Origin of the sequence: Pasteurella oralis (genome assembly GCF_042681465.1) — a bacterium.
GTDB lineage: Bacteria > Pseudomonadota > Gammaproteobacteria > Enterobacterales > Pasteurellaceae > Pasteurella > Pasteurella oralis.
In genome coordinates this window covers 95044-112103 of sequence record NZ_JBHUFP010000010.1, presented here as the reverse complement: position 1 = coordinate 112103, position 17060 = coordinate 95044, and the positions used below count along the sequence as shown (strand labels likewise).

Genomic DNA, 17060 nt, shown 5'->3' with positions numbered 1-17060 from the left:
TTACAAAGTTATTTGAACAAAAGAGGATTTGGCTGTTGCTTTTTCTGATGTACATTCAATTTGAAACTGGATGTTATTTTGCTTGGTTTGTTTCTCACAATCTAACCCTAAAAATTGGCGCTGCTTTTGATTTTCAGCAATTTGCATAACCTGAACTGTATGATAAATCCTAATCGCATTCTGGCGTTGTATGGCTAACCATTGATTAACTGAGAGGAAAAGTCCACTAAAAACACCTAAAGTCAATAATAATGATAAAAGGCTCATGCCTTTATAATGATTTAAAATCATGCCAACTATTCTCTACTAAGCGCCAACGACTCAATTGAGTCTGCCAATATTCTACAGTTGCTTTTCGATAACTAACTTGCACGCTTTGATCTAATATCAACTTTCCCGCAGTAATCACCGTACCTGTAATTTTTCCCTTACCTTTGATATGTAAATCACCTTCAGCAATAACAACCGCATTCTTGTTCCCTGCTAATACCCACTCATTTTGTTGCGCGGTAAACCAATAAAATTGAGGCGTTCTCAATTCATTAACCGAAAAATCAGCACGGAAAATCGGTATATTTTCACGTTGAATAAAGCGATCAAATTGCTGTTCATTTAGCGCTGAATGAGGTACAGCTTTGAATAAAGATATACGAGAACACCAAACATATTGTGCATATTCATCTTGTGGATAGGTATCAGTAAAATCTAATTTATGCGCATTGTTATCTAAAGTTAATGGTAAGTTTTCACATAATTCATGTTTTTGGCGATAACTTTGTACCTGTAACCTTAAGCTTTGTGTAAGATAGTGCTTATATTGATACACTTGTTCCGAATATAGATGCAATACATCTTCATTAGACAGTAAAAAAACGATTAATATACCACTTAACAATAGCAGTACTGTTAATGTCACAATACCGGCTTGCGTTTTCATAATGAACGAGTATTTAATAAAGGAATGACAGCAGATGTTTCATAAAAAATTGTTGGTTGAGATTGCATATATCCAGCTAAATACATTTCTATACCTCGTTTATTAGCTACCCAATGAAAACGTAAATGACGAATAACATATTCTTTCTTATCTAATAAATCGACCCAACCACCACTAGTACAAGCACTTTTTTGTAAAAAAGTCTGACATTCTTCTAATTTACAATGAGAATTAACCGCACTTTTATACGTAAGACGAGTTTCAATCATGCCCTGATTTAAGCGATACCCAAATAATTCTCGTTCAACATGTGTAGTATTATTATGCTCACCTACTACACAGCTTTTACCTTTAAATTTCTCTCCTAAACAACCATTTGTATCCAAATCATAGAAAAACAACACGCAATCTTGTTCATTTTGCTCATTTATCGAAAATAACTGCAAACTGCTATGCGCTTGTTCAAATAATGAAAAATTTGTTTGTTGTGTTTTAGCAGAAAAAGCACGAAACCCCGCTCGCCTGATATCCTTAGCAATTAACCTAATCACACGTTGTAACTCAGATTGAAGTTGTAAATGTAGAAAGAGATATTGATTTTGGCGTTGACTGTGTACATAAAAAGTCACAAACACGAATAATAAAAATGAGGAAAGTGATAAAGATAAAAGCAAACTCAGCAATGTTTGACCACGATATAACATCTCACTAAACCTCTTTATTTTCACAAGCACTGAATGATTTATGCCTTTTTAATTTAATGCTACCCACATTAAACAAAGAAAAAACGGCTCTTTGATTGCCTAACTGCAAAATAAAACAAGCAGTTTCCAATGTATCTCGAATACCACTCAAACGGCTTATTTCTCTCGGATAATAAAATTTACTAATTAACATAGTTTGATGGGAAAATTGAGGATAATAAAACAATACCGTTGTATCTTGAGAACAAGAATTCGGATTTAAACAGTCACAAACATTATCTACTTTTCTTTGCGCAGTTAAACACCAACGTTTTTGAACTAAATCACGGTTAGCGATCAAGAGCCATATCTCTTGTGAATTAGCTACTCGCATCTGTACTCGGCGTAAAAAGAGCTGTAATTTACTCAATTCCTGATTAAAATGTTGCTGTTCACGTAAATTTTGCCAACTAGGCAGAGTAATAACGAAAACACAACTTAGTAAAAGCAAAACTATTAACATTTCCAATAAAGTAAATCCGTTTTTCATACTTCCTCTTTTTGTAATGCACTTTACACTTGTTCCTACTTGTTACCAAAAAGCAAGAAACAATATTGGAATGTAGATCGCAAAAATAAATTTGGATAGTAAAATAATCTATAGTGATATAAATAATATAGTCTCAGCGATATAAATGGGACTTATGGGGAATGAATGTTACTTAGTGGGATAGAGAAATTGTAAAAGAGTTTCAGTATGTGAAAAAAGATTGAGAGGCTATAGTCAGCCTCTTTTTTATGTGAACATATCCATTTGATTATGCTTTATCACTTGTTTACGAACTCGATTAATCACTTTACGAATACCTGATTCAGTCATATTGTATTTCTTAACCAAGAAAAACCAGTTATTCCCATTGAAGTCATTATAAATATCTAAGTCACGTTGTGCGATTTTGTAATGAAAATCCTTAGGAAAGGAAATCACCATCCCACCATAGTGTTCAGCCAAAAAATCAGCGACGTGTATTGAAATCTGTTCACAAATGTCCTGATCGAGATTGTAATTTTTACATAGCGTACTCACATTATCTTCAATATCGCGTAAAAGCTCGTGTCGCGTTACTTCCATCTGTGTGCTCATTACATACCTCCTATTTCACGTTGCTGCCATTTTTTTAATCTTTCTAAAACTTTTGTTGCTTGCTCGTTATCAAGCCAGCTAACAAACGGAATTGGTTGTCCATCTTTATTTTTAGCAATTTTTGCAACGTAAGCATTTAATGCATCCTCGCTGCCATTTCTAATTATACCTTGTGAATACATCTCAAGCCATTTAGCACGTATTTTCTTTGTGATATTGCTTAAAGTGTATTGCTGGCTTGTACCTATTCTGCGTTTTGTAGTGTTTGTTTTGACACTAAAACCGCGAGATTTCATACCATCTAGTACTTTTTCAAGCTCAGAAACGGTCATGTTAGAGCAACTAGATTTGTTTACTGTATTAACGAGGAAAGCTCGGTATGTTTCTTTATCCATACCAAGCTTTGATTGTGCTATATGTATTAATTTAATTAACTGTTTTCGTCTAATTTGATTTTCCATTTTTATCACCATAAAACACATTATTCAGCCCACTTTTTTGTGGGTAAATGGGCTGTAAATATGCCTTATTTAGTAAGGTAACATGTCATCATCATCTAGTTTTAATTTTTCCTCTTCTTCTATTTCTGAAACTAATTCCTGTAATGCTTTTGAAATTGCGTTTCTTATTTTTTCATCTGTGTTATCCCTTGCGACTAAAAAAGTCATTGCATCATGATCTAATAAGCTTTGATGCCACTCCAATTCTTCAAAAAGACTACCTTCCCAGTTAATACGTTTTACTTTTCCACCCAAGATCTCCGTATCTTTTGAGAACGCTAAGTTATCAGCGGTTACTTCATCCATTTCAATTTCAAGTGTAAGTAACACTTTTGGCTCTTTTTCTGTGCACATAATCTATCCTTATTCAATAACGCTAAGCGAATTGTTCTAATTTTGTATCTTTAGTAAATTCAAGCAGAGTATTTTTAATAATGCGATTTAACACATGATATTGACAGTTTAAATATTCCGTCAAAATACCGTATTTTGCTGGAGAGTCAGAACGTAACATTCTGGCGGTTTCTGCAAAGTCGAGAAATTTCATCGCACGAATACGTAAATATTCATCAAGTTTAAACCGCACAATAAACCCATTTTCATCTTCGTACCGCATTGCCAAAGACTGAACTATAAAACCATTGTATAGTGCATCTAATGCGTTATGTTTGCCTTCTTCGGTATCCAAGTGACGGCAAGTGCGATGTGTTTTATCATCTTCGGTTTCACGTCTTAATGTTGCTTCGTAATCAAAACCTATAGAGTTAAACAATGGTTCATTATCATTTAATAATCTGCTAAATTTTGTATTAATCCCTAGTTTTTCTTCCGACACAATAATGGATTTCACACCCACCAAGCCAAACACTTCAACCAGTTGCATTAAAGCTATTTTGCTGCGTTTTGAATTGCTATTGATCACTAAAATCTGCGTGTTAGGGTTATAAAAAACATTGTAGATTTCACTGGACGGTGGCAACACTTTAAATAATTCCACCTTAGCAAGATGAACAGCATCTTTTTCACTTGTTACATTTTTAAACTCAAAGGCTTTAAAGGCTATTTGTTCTTTAGTAAGGTGTTTGAATTCAGCCCTAATAGAGAAAAACAGCCCACCGTCATCAAAGGTGATCACTTTTTTACCTGTAATGAGATTTTTTACAATCTCAAATTTTTCTCTATTTCGTTCTGCAAGCACGGCATTTTCTAAGGTTTCTACAATATTTTGACTTGGAAATGTAATGCTATAAACACCACATTGGGTCATTTTAATGTAATCTGAATAATTCATATGTTCATCCCCATATTTCATTTTTGTGTTACGTAGCTAACTATTATTAGCATCTTTCTCTGAGTTGCTTCTCTTCGCTGATTTCTGGTGCAATGTTGCGAAGAAAAGCAATTTTGCGCTTAGTATTTTTAGCTTCACGCAGTGCACTGTTAAACATAATGGCACTGCTTCTTTCATCACCACCATTCATAAAGTCAAGTGATGCTTGAAATGCGCTGATAATATCTGCAATTTCTGCCGCACAATCTTGCTTTTCTGTTAATGTCATTTATATCTCTCCAATTTCAGTTACATTTCGCACTTCCGAGATCTGTTTTGGTAATTTATCGAGCTTTTCTAAACTAAAATCATCAGTTAACTTAGATACATCATCGATATTTTCCGCAACCACCAAGACCTCAAGTAAGCATTCAACACGTACAATAAACTTTTTCATTTCACACCCCAGCAATATCAAGTGAAATTGGTTTCCATGTATCAGTATCACCCACGCGCTCATAAATGCGCACATACGCTTTAGAGCTGACAACCTGCACGCTTTCACTAATAGCCTGCATCGCGTTTAACCAACGCTTGTCTTTAATATCAACGCGACGTAAACCAAGAATATGTGAAGTATTTAGATTCCCTTCTTTATCCACGTTAAACGCCCGTTCAATTAGAGCTCTAAGTTCTGGGCGAGAACCTTCGGACCATTCATTTAAACACTCATCAATGAGGACTTTTGCCGCTTGAATCCGCTCATCGAACTGTAAGTTGTCGTTAATGGCGCGCTGAATTTTGTACTTACCATCGTAGCTAAATAGCGTAATATTGCCTTTATTACCGCCAATTTTGGCATCATACTTCTCAGCAGATAGGTCAATAAATGCTTGAATATCACCAAAAATATGCTCTTTAAATGCCTTCATTTCACCGTGCAGTGCAATAGCTTTTTCCACCCATTCGTTAACTAACGAATCACGTTCTTTATCAATTTCTTTAATAAGTTCTTCTGGCGTGAGATTGCCTTTTGCATCAGCCCAGTAGGTTTTACCATTAATGATTTGCTTAGCCATATTTGTCTCCTTGTTATTTTTAATGAATCGTATCTGAATCTTTTGCAAACTTTTCAAGCTTTGCATGAAAGATGCTTGGGTCTTGGTTAAAGTAAAAACGGATTTCCATTGTTTCCTGTCTTAATTCGATATATGTAATTTCGCTTGCAATCATCACCGCCATATTTTCTGGTGTCAGTTCAATTTTTTTCAGCATAAAAACCAATAAGTCCAGGAATCTGTCATCTGTTTTTTCAATTCTGATGAAATTATTTTTCTGCGTTTTCTCTGGCATGTTGATGTTCCTTTAAAATTGCTTTAAATGTGTCATTGTTATTACTACCTTTTATTAATTCAAAATAATCGATGCCCTCAATTAACGCGTTTGCGATTGTTGCGGGATCTTTTGCTTGTAGAACAAACATCAGGCAGTAGCGATAAAACTGCTCTTTGTTGTTTCTATTAATTCGTTTCATTATTTCTTTACCCATAACGCCCTCATTAATGAATTGTTTCTGAACGTGGAAATGAAAAGATAATTCGACAACTACATAACATGCACTGTGCTGTTGAAATAAGTTGTTCTGTTGCATCATGCATATGTGAATAAACAAACGCCTTGTCAGTGTCTAACCACTTTTGCGTGAGTGCGTTATGTTGCACTTCAAGTGTGGGGACGCTTCCATCAAGTCTGACATGTAGGACCGTTAACCCTAATCTTGCACATGCCATAGTTGCTTTATGTGCAGCAGTCAATTGAGATAACACGTGCATATTGGCAATATTAAGTTGCACTTTTTTCTTTTGTGGTTGTTGTTTAGTCATGATTACACCCCTTTTACAATGTCAGCTGTGACAAGTGGCGAGCCCAGCTCAGCTGCTAGATTCATGGCTGACGTTAATAAATTCCCCACTGCTAATGGATATAACAGGCTAGTTTGTGTCTTATTTCTGCTGTTGGTCATAATTAAACGTTGACGAACGGCATCGAGTGCGTCTTTATCAAAGAAATCTGATGCTTTTTTGCCAATAACCTGTGCTCGAAAATCAACATATTGCTCCAAGCAACTATCTAATGGCTCAAGCGTGACAATTTCACAACGTTGAACGACTTCGCGGACTTCAAAGTTACGCTCTGAAAGCTTTAATTTAAGCTCAGGCTGACCGACAAGTACGATAGATAGTAGCTTTTTAAAGCCATCTTCAAGTTCAAAGAAACGTTTTAAATGTTTCAGTGTTGGCACAGGTAAACTGTGTGCTTCTTCAATAATTAGCACATGTTGATTACCCGCCCTGGCGCTGTCTTTTAAAACACGGTGAAGTTGGCGAAAACGTGCTTCAGGTGAGCGTTTAACATTTTCAAGGGGTGCCAGGGTGTTGATAATGCTTTCAGCAATGTGTGCTGCTTTAAGTGTCTTGCCTTTTAAATCGTTGTCTTCCATGGCGATAATGTAAGGTTCAATCACCACAACTGGCAGGTTTTCACTGTTAATGCGATCGATTAAATCGCGACGTAGTGTTGACTTACCTGCGCCAGATTCACCAACCACAGCGACAAAACCACCAAATTTAGCCGTTTGGAAGAGTGCTTCACGGACGTAACGCACGTCTGGTGAACTAAACACTTCAGCAGATGAGCGCACTTCATCAGTAAAAGGATTAGAAAAAAGTGAAAAATGTTTTTTTGTCGCTGGAAATAGAGACTGTTTTGCGAGTAACATAGTATCGTCCTCTGTTGTTGGCTGGTTGCCGTTATTAATAGTGGACACTTCTGCCACTGCGCCAACAGTGGCAGAAACCTCCGTTAAAAGTTCTTCAAGTGAGGTTGAAATACCGAGTTTTTGTAATTCAACCGTCAGTTTCTGCTTAAAAAGCTCAGTGTCTGTTTTAATTAACTGACCATGATTGACCAAGTTTGTGATCACCGCTGGGGATACACTGAGCTTTCTTGCAAGTTGGCGCTGTGCCACGCCTTTTTTCTCTAAAATTGCTTTGAGTTTTAACATGGTGACTATCCTTAACCATTCACAATACGTAATGGTTTTGCCGTGGTTGGTAAGTGTGGTTGAGCAAGTAATTCTTCTAACTCAGGCTCAGTCATGCCATTTGGATACCGCTGGTTAAGCCATTGCAATGTATCTGCACTGTACTCACTTCCAAATTTAGCTTTTAAGCGTTTTGCAACCTCAATTGTGCTGAGTGGAATAAGCTCAACACGTTTTGCATTTTCAGTAAGCTCATGTTGCTGACCTTGTTTTGGCATAAAATCAACATAGTTATGTTCTTCAATGCTTTTGTATGGGTTAATACGACCACCAAAGAGCGGTGTTTTGGCTTTTTGAGCTGCTTTAACTTCATCATCTGTTTTAGCACCATAAGCAATACGTTCGGCTTCTTCCTTGTTATATTCAAACTCGCTTTTATTATGCGGTTTATACTCTTCGCCAATGACTGCCGCTTGTTCTTTAAAACCGTGTTCATTAAAGATAACAGGCTCAACAACTGTCCAATAATGATGGCCCTCTTCATCTACTCGTTGCACTTGAATACACTCAGGTCTATATGGATTTTTACCAATCGTGAGTGTGTTACCAACCATTGCTTCTTTAATGTTACGAACATCAAATACCGCACCACCAAAATTAACTGTTAATTCAGCAGTGACTTTACGAGTTACTAATTTTGTGATCATGAGTTCGCGACAAATTTCAATGCTTGGTGCCAGTACAAGTTGGTCTTTAGTAATAGAAAGCCAGCTCATGTAACGTGTTCTTCTCGTGCGTGAATGAACTGCAGTACTGTTAAAATAGGTCATCCATTTGCCAGCCAGTTGGTTTAAGTTGTCCAACCCCGTAACCCGCATAAAACGCAACCCACTCTCAAATTGGCGTTCGACAATATCGTTGCTCTTCTCAACTTGTCCTTTCGCACGCGGCTTACCGGGTGCATTAACTTGAAGATGAATGCCAAGTTGATCGCATAAGTGACGAAACATAGCTGATGTATTCGCAGAGCCAGGGTCTAACATCACCATTTTTGGTACACCACAAAATGGATTGTTATTACCACGTTTTTGCATCGCGTTGATGAAGCAGTTACAAAGGTTTTCTGCACTTTCACCGCCATACACATATTCAACATAAATCACACCAGAGGTGTGGTCGGTGATGACATAGCGCCAAACACGTTGATTTTCGACTTTCTTCACATTAGCGGGCTTGTTCTTATAGAACTCTTTTTCTTCCATAATGTTTAAGCCATTTCCGCCGTCTGTTTGCTCTTTAAGGTAATACAACACACACAAAGAGGGGTCGATTTGCCAACAATGATTCGGATGTAAGCTTTTCATACTGTTAACTGGTGCAGGGCGAGATAACTGTTCAGGATGTAGGTTATAAGTACGTAATGCCCGACTGACCGCACTTTCCGAAAGTAACCGTATTTCACCTGTGCTTTCGTCAATGTATTCTGCTTTGATTTCATTGTTTGCACGCAATACATCAAGCACGCTAGCAAGACTGGACATGACTTTGTTATTCACACCACGTCGGCAAGCTAACCAGTAAGCTGAAATGATTTTTGCTTCGTCCAAACTCAAGTTCACATTGCCTTTATCTGCACGTTGTTTGCGTTTTGGCTGACTAAATTGTTTTAATTCACGCATTAACGTGGCATAACTAATATTCAACTGTTCACAAGCTTGCGCATAGATTTCACCTTTTTTGCCATGTCCTGCTGCTTGTGCAAGCTGTGAAATCTCTAGCAGTTTTTCAGGTAAAATCGCCATGGTGATTGTCCTTATTCTTGTTCTTCGCCATTAATGATGGCGTTAAATGCATCACTATAATCGGGCGTTTCATTACCACGTGCCCAGGCAGGTGTGTTATCACCATCCGCAAATTGAGGGAGGTTAAACGTAGTACGTAATTCATTAATAACAAGCTCAATCTCGGCTAATACACCTGTCATAAACTGCTTGTGATCAATGCCACTTTCTTGTGTATGTGCATCTAGTGTTGCAAATGCTTTCCACGCTTGCCCGCGTAGAATTGCTTCGGCTCCGTAAACAAGTTGAGATGTTTCTTTACGCAACACACCACCTTTTTCATCTGGCGTTAATGTGTTGATGTATTGCTTTTTCTTTTCAAGTTCTGCATCAAGCTGATCGATACGTTTATTCTTGTTATCAAGAACACGTGCCTGTGCGGTATAATTGTCTTTTGCTATTTTTAATTGCGCTTCTAAGCTCTCTTTTTCTTTTGCGTGTTTAACCGTCAATTCTTCGATTTTCTCAATCAAATCTTCTTTGTCGGTTGCCTCTGAGTAGTCGGCATCTACGATTTCTGAACGAGCATCTTCTGGGAGTTTACGTAATTTGCGTAAATCGCGATAACCAAGACCAAGGCGTTGGCTATCCTCTAAAAATTCCTCACCTAAAATAGAGAGATTTAATAAATCTTCATCTACTTTCTGTCTAGTAAAGCCACAAGCTAAGCAGTATTGCTCCCATGTGCTGACGGTCGTCAGTTTTCCATCAAGATAAGTCACCAACCCTTTGTATTTCTTATTGTTTTTGATTTCTGTTAAAATTTTCAAAGTGCCGACTGTCAGCAGTTTATTAACAAATCCAAAAGCTTTAATCATTCCCATCGCTTCGTGTGCTTCTGCAATATCTTGTGTCATCTGTTTAGCAACTAAAGCAACAGCATTTTGTTCTTGTTCTAAAGTTAGATTATTCATATAAAGTCCTTATTTATGAGTACATCGCGGTTTCTACACGCTGTTTTAATTCTTGGATATGGTGACTTGCTTTATCCATATTGACGCTATGTCGCATTGCGATTTGTGCAAGTAAAGGGCTAAAAGCAAATTTGCCAGTATCAAGTTTGATCACAAACCCTTCCCGAATTAATACATCTAACGTGCGAGTAATATTCGCTGGGCTTTCGTCGAGTGCTTCTGCTAATTCTTTATTTGCTAATCCAGTAAAAGAATTGTGCTGTAATACTTTAATAATCCGTAAAACACGTTCCGCTGAATTTGGTTTTTCTTTTCCCATTTTTACACCCCATTATTTTTGATTTCGATTGTGTAAAATTGCCTGATTCGGTACTGGTTTGTTAAGTTTTCTGGCTTCTTTTGCGAGATACCAAATACAAAATTTAATAAGTAATTTTTTCATATACCCACCTATGCAGCTTTTAAGCCGAGTTTAATTGCAATCTCCAACGCTTTTCCTCGTTGTGCTTTGCTGGCACCATTAAGTACACGACTAACCACGACAGGGTGATATCCATTTTCTTTTGCCCACAAAGTGAAGGTTTTTCCTTCTTTGTAGAACTCCATGCGAACCTGATCAGGTGTTTTTACTTGAGTAGCCATTTTTTTTACTCCTTTTGTTCTGATATAATTTGCTTTAAGTTGCGTTAATAATAACGAACAAGTGAGTGTAAATCAAGAGAAAAATGAACAAATGGGAATAAAATTAAGATTGAAAGAAGTGCAATTATCTAAAGGATTGAATTTAAAGGAGTTCTCTGAGGCTTCAGGAGTGTCCTATAGATCTCTTCAAAATTATTTAAGTGGGGAAAGAGAGCCTAATGTTACTGGGCTGACAAACTTGTGCACTCGTTTGGGAGTTAATATAAATTGGTTGCTTACTGGACAAGGGGATATGTTTGTTAATGATATTGTTAATGAGATCAGCGGCGAGGAAGCAAGTTTATTAGATGACTTCCGCAATATGAATGACCAAGGCAAAACGGCTGTTAAGGCGACCGCTCGGGCGATGGCGGAGCAAGAGTTGTTTAAAAATAGTAAAGTAGGCTAATCAACATAGAACACCATAGATGTTTTAATCAAAAAAGAACAATTATTAATTGACATGGTATTAGAATAAGATTTTATTAACAACTAAGGATCAGGTATGAAAAACTACAAAAAAATTATTTTATTATCTACATTGTTAACTACTATTCCATCTCTTAGTGCGGTAAATGGCTATAAAAATATTGATTTTGGTTCGAGTATTTTAGAGGTTAAGAACAAAATCAAATGTGAGTTACTACCTCTAAGTACCAAGGAGGGTAGGTATGGATGCCCCATGTTTTTGGGGGATATGAAAATTCTGGCGGAGCTTTATTTTATTGATGATAAGTTTGCAAAGATTAACTTAATGAATATCCCTTATGATAAAGCCTCGGTTGTACTTCAACATTTAAAAGCAAACCATACCGAATCACAAAAGCACCTCATACTGAAAAATGATAAATGGGAAGTCTTTTTTAAGTATTTCTTTGATGAAAATTCAGTGATTTACTTGACTCCAATTAATGACAACAAAAATCCTGCTACACTGACTTACACGACAAAGGACTTTGATAAAAAATATCAAGAGTTTTTAAGCAAACAAAAGAAAAAATCGGATAAAAGCATATTGGACGCTTTGAAATAACTCTACTTAGCTTGTATCGCTTTATCGTATAAAGTTAAATTCGAGTTTACTTGATTTTTGTGGTAATGGAGGCAGGTCATAAGGCTTGCCTCTTGGTTTTATATGTGCAAAAGGTTCATAAATCAACATAGTCAATTCTCGCTATTTGGGGTGAAGTAGTCATAGATCGTATATGGGTCCCTTTGAAGAAAGGTGTGAGAACGGCTGATATGTTATTGCTAATCAAATAATCTCCTCTAATTTTTTCAACTCGTCATCGGTATAGTTATTATGTACTAGCTTGATCACTAAAATTTTATGTCTATCTGATAAAGTTTTAAGATCAACATATTGATTAGATAAATCAGCCAGTACTGGCAAATTCGGTATGTATATGTCGTGTTTTGCAAAGAATAAAGCTATATCACCAACTAGACGAATTGGAATTTTCTTTTTTCCAGTTTCAATGCTGTGTAGAAAAGCTTGAGTAATATTGAGTGCTTTTGACATGCTTCTTAACGTGTCCCCGCTATCAATCCTAGCTTTTCTGATTGCTTTACCGAATTCTGTTAATGCCATTTACTACCTCCTTTATTTTATTAGTTATCATATCTATGGTATGAGCACTTTTATTCTAGACGTGTCCAAAATACATAAGCTTTTATAAAAGCTATTCTTAAAACTCCAAATCCAATTAATATTTAAGGAGTTTTTATGAAAGGTTTTTTAAGAGCATTAAAGCACGGTCGTCTATTGTCATGGGTTATTTCCGCTCTTTGTCTGCTTGTTATTATCAGTGTTGCATCTCCAGTACAGTTGCCTGTAGTTTTGTATAAACTCGCACTAATCTCTATTGCATCTATTATTGGTTATCATTTAGATCGCGCTTTGTTTCCATATTCTAGCCCTGGCAGTTATCTTAAAGATAAATGGAATAAACACGAATCAAAAATCTCGGTTCGCTTTGAAAACACACCAGAACATCCTGTTTGTGACGGTTATTTGAATGTGTTTGCTATGGTGGTGTTACGCCGTGCACTCATTGTTGGTGCAGTAATTTTAGGTGTAACTTTAGGATTGTAATTATGCGCGCTGTTCATCGTTCTAATCGCTGTTTTCGCTATTGTTGTTACGCATTTATTGTATTGTTACTTTCCCCGCTACTGTTTGCTTCCTTAGCTTTCAGTGCGCCAGTTAAAGCACAACAGTACCAACGGATATTAATTCGTGAGAGTCACGCCATCTGGGGTTTAAATGCACCGATCCCCGTATTTGCAGCACAGATTCATCAAGAATCACAGTGGAAAGTGAATGCGCTTTCACCAGTTGGAGCACAAGGTTTGGCTCAGTTTATGCCAAAAACAGCTGATTGGATTTCACAACTTTATCCAGAGCTTGCTAGTAACCAGCCTTATAATCCCAACTGGGCGTTACGTGCATTAGTACGCTATGACGACTGGCTTTATCGACGTATTAGCGCTAAAAGTGAATGTAACCGTATAGCGTTTATGTTATCTGCTTACAATGGTGGGCTGGGATGGGTGCAGCGTGATAAGCAAAAAGCCAAGATACAAGGGCTTGACTCTTTAGTCTATTGGCAAAGCGTGGAGTTGGTTAATAGCGGGCGTAGTCAGGCTAATTTTGCTGAAAACCGTGGCTATCCAAAACGAATTATCTACTACCGGCAGCCACGCTATATAACCTGGGGAAATACCGTATGTTTGCACGATTAATTAAAGGACTGTTTAGTAGCAGCCTTGGTAAGCATTTGATTAATGGCATATTAATTGCTGTAGTGTCTATTTGGGGCTACTACCAAGCATATAAAAGTGGTTATCAAGCGTCTCGTTTAGAGTTTGAAATTATTAAAAACCAAGTAGTACAGGCGCAATTACTGGAACTGGATAAACAGATTAAACAAGCCAATCAAGCGAATTTAGCCTTGAGCGAAAACTTAGGGCGTTACCAACAGCTGGGAGATAAAACCACCGATGAATTACAAAAAATATTGGCAAAAACAAATGAACTACGTCGCCACTGCAAGTTTAATGCTGACAGCATGCACGCACTCAATCTCGCCCGCACCCGTGCAGCCCAAGCAGTTACCCGCGGTATTGGCAATACCATGTCAAGCACCAGTGCCATTACCACTGAATCAAAGTGATGCGGTATTTATCGCATTAAAGCAAATGTATGACTTATATGGCGAATGCGCGGGACGGCATATTGAATTAATAAACTATATTATCAAGGAGGAAAAATGATTGAGGTTGGGGGCTGGCAAGTGATCACTTTCTTTGTGAGTCTTGTCATTACAATTATCGGCATGTTGATTGGTTTCGGTAAGCTTTTACTCTCACAGTTTGAAGCAAAACTGAATGAAAAGTTTAAATTCTCTGAAGAACGTTATCGACAACTGCATGACGATATCAAAGCAGCTAAAGATTTATCTGAAGCGGCGAATAAAACAGTGACAGAACTAAAAACATCATTACCACTTGATTACCAGCGTCGAGAAGACGCAGTGCGTAGTGAAACGGTCAATTCGGCACGTTATGACACAATTAACGAAAAGCTGGATAAAGTCATTTTAATGTATGGACGGAGCTAACATGATTGAATTTGACAAGAATAAACGCGAGCACATTCGGTGGCTTATTTTATTAACACTTGACCACGCACGCCCTATTGGTGCCGCAGAAAGCCTTATTTTAAGCACTATTCAATGTGTACCAATGCAATTAACAGCATTAGAGCTTAGACGTGAATTAGATTACTTAGCAGGTAAAGAGCTCATTTGCATCACAGGTCGTGAAACCATGCGTTGGCATGCCAAACTCACAAGTAAAGGTATTGACGTTGTGGAATATACCGCGCCTGTTGGTGCTGGGATTGCTCGTCCAGAAAAATATTGGTAATGGAGGTATCTATGCCAAAACGTTCTACGGTAAAAGCATTACCTCAATCAATTAGAGATTGGCTTGATGCTGCGCTGGTTGAAAATAATTTCAGTGGTTATCGCGAACTTGAAGATGAACTCAAAAAGCGTGGTTATGACATTTCAAAAAGTGCAGTCCATCGCTACGGGCAAAAGCTTGAACAACGTCTCGCGTCAATAAAAGCAAGTGCCGAAGCCGCTAAAGTCATTTCTGAAAATATCAGTAATGAAAAGGGCGTACAAAGTGATGCGATTTTAGAAATGATACAAAGCGAAGTGTTTCAGGCGTTAATGAGTCTTGAGGAAATAAAAGAAGAAGACGACCCAATGAAACGCCTGGCGGCATTATCCTTTGTCGGAAAAAACATCAGCCCGTTGATTGGAGCAAGTATCAATTTGAAAAAATATCAGGCTGATATCAAAGCTAAAGCCCAGCTTGCCGCAAGTGAAGTCGAGAAAATTGTTAAAAAAGGTGGCTTAAGTCTCGAAACCGCGGATGAAATCCGCCAAAAAATCTTAGGGATCACTGCATAATGGAAACACTTACGCCTAATCAAGACCGAACACCCGCTGTTTTACTGCCATACCAGCAACGCTGGTGTGCGGATACCACACCCGTTAAGGTTTGTGAAAAATCTCGTCGTATCGGGCTATCTTGGGGTGAAGCGGCGGATACTGCGTTACTTGCTGCATCACAACAGGGGATGGATTGTTGGTATATCGGTTATAACCGTGAAATGGCATTGGAGTTTATCCGCGACTGTGGCAACTGGGCGAAAGCCTATGGGTTGGCAGCGGGTGAAATCGAAGAAACTGAAGAAATCTTCAAAGAAGGCGATGAAGAAAAAGCTATTCTTGCTTATATCATCCGTTTTGCCAGCGGCTGGCGCATTACCGCACTGTCCTCTCGCCCCTCTAACTTACGGGGTAAACAAGGGAGAGTGATTATTGATGAAGCGGCATTCCATGACGACTTAGCAGAGCTGATGAAAGCGGCAATGGCGCTTTTGATGTGGGGCGGTCAGGTGCATATCATCAGCACCCACAACGGTGTGGATAATCCGTTTAACGAGCTGATAAGTGATGTCAAAGCGGGCAAAAAGCCCTACAGCTTGCACACCATCCCATTCGAAGAAGCGATTCAAGATGGGCTTTATCGCCGCATTTGCCTGCGTTTGGGGCGTGAGTGGACAAAGGCAAGCGAAGAGGAATGGGTCGCTGAAATCCGTGCCTCTTACGGAGATGCCGCCTCCGAAGAGTTGGATTGTATCCCGCGTAATTCCGGTGGTGCATGGCTTACCCGCGCACTGATTGAAAGCCGCATGACCAAAGACACCCCGCTTATCCGCTTAACCAAAAACGATGAATTTAGCTTAATTGACGAACCTGTGCGCTATGCAGAAATCGAGGAATGGTGCGAAGAAAATCTACTACCCGTATTGCAAGCCTTACCACAAGGACAACGCAGTTATATCGGTGAGGACTTTGCCCGTAGTGGTGACTTATCTGTGATTTGTGTGGGACAAGAGCAATCAGATTTAACGCTGAAAGAAGTTCTTGTTGTTGAGATGTCAAAAATCCCATTTAAGCAACAAGAACAAGTTTATTACTACATTGGCGACCGCCTACCGCGCTTTTCTAAAGCGGCGAACGACGGACGCGGCAACGGACAATTTTTATCAGAAGCAGCATTTGACCGCTATGGACAAATCGTCGAATCGGTGATGTTAAGTGAGTCGTGGTATGCACAACATGCACCACCGTTTAAGGCTGCCCTTGAGGATGGTACCTTTTACGGTATCCCGCACCACGCCGATATGCTAGACGATTTGCGGGCATTTCAAGTCATCAAAGGCACACCTCGTATTCCAGATAAACGAACGCAAGGTAACAATGGCACGCAACGCCATGGCGATGCGGGTATTGCGAAATTGTTGCTGTATTACGCCTATCGTACTGACAGTGGTTTTGAAATTGATTTTAAATCTCTTGGTAAACGTGAAACGAGTTCACTTTTTAATAACAGTTATGCAGTGAAAAAAACACGACGTGGTTTTGGCACAATTCGCGGCGGTAATGATTTTAGAGGATTTTAAT

Annotated in this window: 29 protein-coding genes; 9 read left to right on the top strand and 20 right to left on the bottom strand. The window is 38.3% G+C overall.

Translation table 11 applies throughout. The features are described from left to right. The 19 genes from ACFSAV_RS08220 to ACFSAV_RS08130 all read right to left on the bottom strand — a co-directional run bounded on the left by ACFSAV_RS08220 (window position 1) and on the right by ACFSAV_RS08130 (window position 10974). A complete protein-coding gene (locus ACFSAV_RS08220) occupies window positions 1-291 on the bottom strand; it encodes a DUF5374 domain-containing protein (RefSeq protein WP_379098368.1) in 291 nt (96 codons plus the stop codon). Beyond that, window positions 272-937: a DUF2572 family protein gene (locus ACFSAV_RS08215; protein ID WP_101776095.1), complete on the bottom strand. Its 666-nt coding sequence runs from the start codon at window positions 935-937 to the stop codon at window positions 272-274. Before ACFSAV_RS08215 ends, ACFSAV_RS08220 begins: the two co-directional genes overlap by 20 nt. Continuing rightward, on the bottom strand, window positions 934-1641 hold the full coding sequence (locus tag ACFSAV_RS08210; protein WP_101776094.1) for a PulJ/GspJ family protein: 708 nt from the start codon (window positions 1639-1641) through the stop codon (window positions 934-936). Before ACFSAV_RS08210 ends, ACFSAV_RS08215 begins: the two co-directional genes overlap by 4 nt. Window positions 1642-1645: 4 nt before the next feature. Next, window positions 1646-2170 carry a prepilin-type N-terminal cleavage/methylation domain-containing protein gene (locus ACFSAV_RS08205; protein ID WP_101776093.1) on the bottom strand — a complete coding sequence of 175 codons (525 nt, stop codon included), beginning with the start codon at window positions 2168-2170 and terminating at the stop codon, window positions 1646-1648. Window positions 2171-2416: 246 nt separating this feature from the next. Further along, complete coding sequence (locus tag ACFSAV_RS08200; RefSeq protein ID WP_379098364.1) at window positions 2417-2764, bottom strand: Mor transcription activator family protein; 348 nt, start codon at window positions 2762-2764, stop codon at window positions 2417-2419. Then, entirely contained in the window at window positions 2764-3225 is a 462-nt protein-coding gene (locus ACFSAV_RS08195; RefSeq protein WP_379098361.1) for a gp16 family protein, read from the bottom strand. Before ACFSAV_RS08195 ends, ACFSAV_RS08200 begins: the two co-directional genes overlap by 1 nt. Window positions 3226-3294: 69 nt before the next feature. Next, window positions 3295-3618 carry a hypothetical protein gene (locus tag ACFSAV_RS08190; protein ID WP_379098358.1) on the bottom strand — a complete coding sequence of 108 codons (324 nt, stop codon included), beginning with the start codon at window positions 3616-3618 and terminating at the stop codon, window positions 3295-3297. Window positions 3619-3640: 22 nt separating this feature from the next. Continuing rightward, window positions 3641-4555 carry a hypothetical protein gene (locus ACFSAV_RS08185; protein ID WP_379098355.1) on the bottom strand — a complete coding sequence of 305 codons (915 nt, stop codon included), beginning with the start codon at window positions 4553-4555 and terminating at the stop codon, window positions 3641-3643. 46 nt (window positions 4556-4601) lie between these two features. Then, window positions 4602-4823 carry a hypothetical protein gene (locus ACFSAV_RS08180; protein WP_379098352.1) on the bottom strand — a complete coding sequence of 74 codons (222 nt, stop codon included), beginning with the start codon at window positions 4821-4823 and terminating at the stop codon, window positions 4602-4604. Next, window positions 4824-4991, bottom strand: coding sequence for a hypothetical protein (locus tag ACFSAV_RS08175; RefSeq protein ID WP_379098349.1), 168 nt, complete (start codon window positions 4989-4991; stop codon window positions 4824-4826). A 1-nt stretch (window position 4992) separates the two neighbouring features. After that, window positions 4993-5613, bottom strand: coding sequence for a DUF3164 family protein (locus ACFSAV_RS08170; RefSeq protein WP_379098346.1), 621 nt, complete (start codon window positions 5611-5613; stop codon window positions 4993-4995). A 19-nt stretch (window positions 5614-5632) separates the two neighbouring features. Next, window positions 5633-5887, bottom strand: coding sequence for a hypothetical protein (locus ACFSAV_RS08165; protein ID WP_379098343.1), 255 nt, complete (start codon window positions 5885-5887; stop codon window positions 5633-5635). Then, window positions 5862-6083, bottom strand: coding sequence for a hypothetical protein (locus ACFSAV_RS08160; protein WP_379098341.1), 222 nt, complete (start codon window positions 6081-6083; stop codon window positions 5862-5864). Before ACFSAV_RS08160 ends, ACFSAV_RS08165 begins: the two co-directional genes overlap by 26 nt. Before the next feature lie 10 nt (window positions 6084-6093). Next, window positions 6094-6417 carry a hypothetical protein gene (locus ACFSAV_RS08155; RefSeq protein ID WP_379098338.1) on the bottom strand — a complete coding sequence of 108 codons (324 nt, stop codon included), beginning with the start codon at window positions 6415-6417 and terminating at the stop codon, window positions 6094-6096. A gap of 2 nt (window positions 6418-6419) precedes the next feature. Continuing rightward, entirely contained in the window at window positions 6420-7598 is a 1179-nt protein-coding gene (locus ACFSAV_RS08150) for an AAA family ATPase (RefSeq protein WP_379098335.1), read from the bottom strand. A gap of 11 nt (window positions 7599-7609) precedes the next feature. Further along, window positions 7610-9379, bottom strand: coding sequence for a DDE-type integrase/transposase/recombinase (locus ACFSAV_RS08145; RefSeq protein ID WP_379098332.1), 1770 nt, complete (start codon window positions 9377-9379; stop codon window positions 7610-7612). An 11-nt stretch (window positions 9380-9390) separates the two neighbouring features. Further along, window positions 9391-10332 carry a hypothetical protein gene (locus tag ACFSAV_RS08140; RefSeq protein WP_379098329.1) on the bottom strand — a complete coding sequence of 314 codons (942 nt, stop codon included), beginning with the start codon at window positions 10330-10332 and terminating at the stop codon, window positions 9391-9393. A gap of 13 nt (window positions 10333-10345) precedes the next feature. Next, window positions 10346-10651 carry a helix-turn-helix domain-containing protein gene (locus ACFSAV_RS08135; protein WP_113027615.1) on the bottom strand — a complete coding sequence of 102 codons (306 nt, stop codon included), beginning with the start codon at window positions 10649-10651 and terminating at the stop codon, window positions 10346-10348. Between the two features lie 131 nt (window positions 10652-10782). After that, window positions 10783-10974 carry a DNA-binding protein gene (locus ACFSAV_RS08130; protein ID WP_379098325.1) on the bottom strand — a complete coding sequence of 64 codons (192 nt, stop codon included), beginning with the start codon at window positions 10972-10974 and terminating at the stop codon, window positions 10783-10785. Between the two features lie 61 nt (window positions 10975-11035). On the opposite strand from ACFSAV_RS08130, the gene ACFSAV_RS08125 reads away from it, so the two are divergent. Both ACFSAV_RS08125 and ACFSAV_RS08120 read left to right on the top strand, forming a co-directional pair. Further along, window positions 11036-11422: a helix-turn-helix domain-containing protein gene (locus tag ACFSAV_RS08125; RefSeq protein WP_379098322.1), complete on the top strand. Its 387-nt coding sequence runs from the start codon at window positions 11036-11038 to the stop codon at window positions 11420-11422. A 96-nt stretch (window positions 11423-11518) separates the two neighbouring features. Next, window positions 11519-12046, top strand: a complete 528-nt coding sequence (locus ACFSAV_RS08120; protein ID WP_379098319.1) for a hypothetical protein — start codon at window positions 11519-11521, stop codon at window positions 12044-12046. Window positions 12047-12268: 222 nt separating this feature from the next. Here the strand turns inward: ACFSAV_RS08120 and ACFSAV_RS08115 are convergent, their stop codons facing one another. Then, entirely contained in the window at window positions 12269-12604 is a 336-nt protein-coding gene (locus tag ACFSAV_RS08115; RefSeq protein ID WP_379098316.1) for a helix-turn-helix domain-containing protein, read from the bottom strand. 135 nt (window positions 12605-12739) lie between these two features. Between ACFSAV_RS08115 and ACFSAV_RS08110 the strand changes: the two genes are divergently transcribed. The 7 genes from ACFSAV_RS08110 to ACFSAV_RS08080 all read left to right on the top strand — a co-directional run bounded on the left by ACFSAV_RS08110 (window position 12740) and on the right by ACFSAV_RS08080 (window position 17059). Next, a complete protein-coding gene (locus ACFSAV_RS08110; RefSeq protein WP_228403286.1) occupies window positions 12740-13108 on the top strand; it encodes a putative holin in 369 nt (122 codons plus the stop codon). Window positions 13109-13110: 2 nt separating this feature from the next. Beyond that, window positions 13111-13758, top strand: coding sequence for a transglycosylase SLT domain-containing protein (locus tag ACFSAV_RS08105; RefSeq protein ID WP_379098312.1), 648 nt, complete (start codon window positions 13111-13113; stop codon window positions 13756-13758). Beyond that, window positions 13743-14189 carry a hypothetical protein gene (locus tag ACFSAV_RS08100; protein ID WP_379098309.1) on the top strand — a complete coding sequence of 149 codons (447 nt, stop codon included), beginning with the start codon at window positions 13743-13745 and terminating at the stop codon, window positions 14187-14189. The genes ACFSAV_RS08105 and ACFSAV_RS08100 overlap by 16 nt, the downstream gene beginning before the upstream one ends. 96 nt (window positions 14190-14285) lie before the next feature. Next, the gene (locus tag ACFSAV_RS08095) at window positions 14286-14636 is read left to right on the top strand and encodes a hypothetical protein (RefSeq protein WP_005755594.1); all 351 of its coding nucleotides are present in this window, start codon (window positions 14286-14288) and stop codon (window positions 14634-14636) included. A 1-nt stretch (window position 14637) separates the two neighbouring features. After that, window positions 14638-14943, top strand: coding sequence for a hypothetical protein (locus ACFSAV_RS08090; protein ID WP_005755593.1), 306 nt, complete (start codon window positions 14638-14640; stop codon window positions 14941-14943). 11 nt (window positions 14944-14954) lie between these two features. Continuing rightward, window positions 14955-15497, top strand: coding sequence for a DUF3486 family protein (locus ACFSAV_RS08085; protein ID WP_379098306.1), 543 nt, complete (start codon window positions 14955-14957; stop codon window positions 15495-15497). Further along, a complete protein-coding gene (locus ACFSAV_RS08080) occupies window positions 15497-17059 on the top strand; it encodes a terminase large subunit domain-containing protein (protein ID WP_379098303.1) in 1563 nt (520 codons plus the stop codon). Before ACFSAV_RS08085 ends, ACFSAV_RS08080 begins: the two co-directional genes overlap by 1 nt. The last annotated feature ends 1 nt before the right edge of the window (window position 17060 follow it).

Bases quoted from the DNA above. Each gene is read 5' to 3' on its own strand.
- ACFSAV_RS08220 (WP_379098368.1), bottom strand. From the start codon at position 291: ATGATTTTAAATCATTATAAAGGCATGAGCCTTTTATCATTATTATTG.
- ACFSAV_RS08215 (WP_101776095.1), bottom strand. From the start codon at position 937: ATGAAAACGCAAGCCGGTATTGTGACATTAACAGTACTGCTATTGTTA.
- ACFSAV_RS08210 (WP_101776094.1), bottom strand. From the start codon at position 1,641: ATGTTATATCGTGGTCAAACATTGCTGAGTTTGCTTTTATCTTTATCA.
- ACFSAV_RS08205 (WP_101776093.1), bottom strand. From the start codon at position 2,170: ATGAAAAACGGATTTACTTTATTGGAAATGTTAATAGTTTTGCTTTTA.
- ACFSAV_RS08200 (WP_379098364.1), bottom strand. From the start codon at position 2,764: ATGAGCACACAGATGGAAGTAACGCGACACGAGCTTTTACGCGATATT.
- ACFSAV_RS08195 (WP_379098361.1), bottom strand. From the start codon at position 3,225: ATGGAAAATCAAATTAGACGAAAACAGTTAATTAAATTAATACATATA.
- ACFSAV_RS08190 (WP_379098358.1), bottom strand. From the start codon at position 3,618: ATGTGCACAGAAAAAGAGCCAAAAGTGTTACTTACACTTGAAATTGAA.
- ACFSAV_RS08185 (WP_379098355.1), bottom strand. From the start codon at position 4,555: ATGAATTATTCAGATTACATTAAAATGACCCAATGTGGTGTTTATAGC.
- ACFSAV_RS08180 (WP_379098352.1), bottom strand. From the start codon at position 4,823: ATGACATTAACAGAAAAGCAAGATTGTGCGGCAGAAATTGCAGATATT.
- ACFSAV_RS08175 (WP_379098349.1), bottom strand. From the start codon at position 4,991: ATGAAAAAGTTTATTGTACGTGTTGAATGCTTACTTGAGGTCTTGGTG.
- ACFSAV_RS08170 (WP_379098346.1), bottom strand. From the start codon at position 5,613: ATGGCTAAGCAAATCATTAATGGTAAAACCTACTGGGCTGATGCAAAA.
- ACFSAV_RS08165 (WP_379098343.1), bottom strand. From the start codon at position 5,887: ATGCCAGAGAAAACGCAGAAAAATAATTTCATCAGAATTGAAAAAACA.
- ACFSAV_RS08160 (WP_379098341.1), bottom strand. From the start codon at position 6,083: ATGGGTAAAGAAATAATGAAACGAATTAATAGAAACAACAAAGAGCAG.
- ACFSAV_RS08155 (WP_379098338.1), bottom strand. From the start codon at position 6,417: ATGACTAAACAACAACCACAAAAGAAAAAAGTGCAACTTAATATTGCC.
- ACFSAV_RS08150 (WP_379098335.1), bottom strand. From the start codon at position 7,598: ATGTTAAAACTCAAAGCAATTTTAGAGAAAAAAGGCGTGGCACAGCGC.
- ACFSAV_RS08145 (WP_379098332.1), bottom strand. From the start codon at position 9,379: ATGGCGATTTTACCTGAAAAACTGCTAGAGATTTCACAGCTTGCACAA.
- ACFSAV_RS08140 (WP_379098329.1), bottom strand. From the start codon at position 10,332: ATGAATAATCTAACTTTAGAACAAGAACAAAATGCTGTTGCTTTAGTT.
- ACFSAV_RS08135 (WP_113027615.1), bottom strand. From the start codon at position 10,651: ATGGGAAAAGAAAAACCAAATTCAGCGGAACGTGTTTTACGGATTATT.
- ACFSAV_RS08130 (WP_379098325.1), bottom strand. From the start codon at position 10,974: ATGGCTACTCAAGTAAAAACACCTGATCAGGTTCGCATGGAGTTCTAC.
- ACFSAV_RS08120 (WP_379098319.1), top strand. From the start codon at position 11,519: ATGAAAAACTACAAAAAAATTATTTTATTATCTACATTGTTAACTACT.
- ACFSAV_RS08115 (WP_379098316.1), bottom strand. From the start codon at position 12,604: ATGGCATTAACAGAATTCGGTAAAGCAATCAGAAAAGCTAGGATTGAT.
- ACFSAV_RS08110 (WP_228403286.1), top strand. From the start codon at position 12,740: ATGAAAGGTTTTTTAAGAGCATTAAAGCACGGTCGTCTATTGTCATGG.
- ACFSAV_RS08105 (WP_379098312.1), top strand. From the start codon at position 13,111: ATGCGCGCTGTTCATCGTTCTAATCGCTGTTTTCGCTATTGTTGTTAC.
- ACFSAV_RS08100 (WP_379098309.1), top strand. From the start codon at position 13,743: ATGTTTGCACGATTAATTAAAGGACTGTTTAGTAGCAGCCTTGGTAAG.
- ACFSAV_RS08095 (WP_005755594.1), top strand. From the start codon at position 14,286: ATGATTGAGGTTGGGGGCTGGCAAGTGATCACTTTCTTTGTGAGTCTT.
- ACFSAV_RS08090 (WP_005755593.1), top strand. From the start codon at position 14,638: ATGATTGAATTTGACAAGAATAAACGCGAGCACATTCGGTGGCTTATT.
- ACFSAV_RS08085 (WP_379098306.1), top strand. From the start codon at position 14,955: ATGCCAAAACGTTCTACGGTAAAAGCATTACCTCAATCAATTAGAGAT.
- ACFSAV_RS08080 (WP_379098303.1), top strand. From the start codon at position 15,497: ATGGAAACACTTACGCCTAATCAAGACCGAACACCCGCTGTTTTACTG.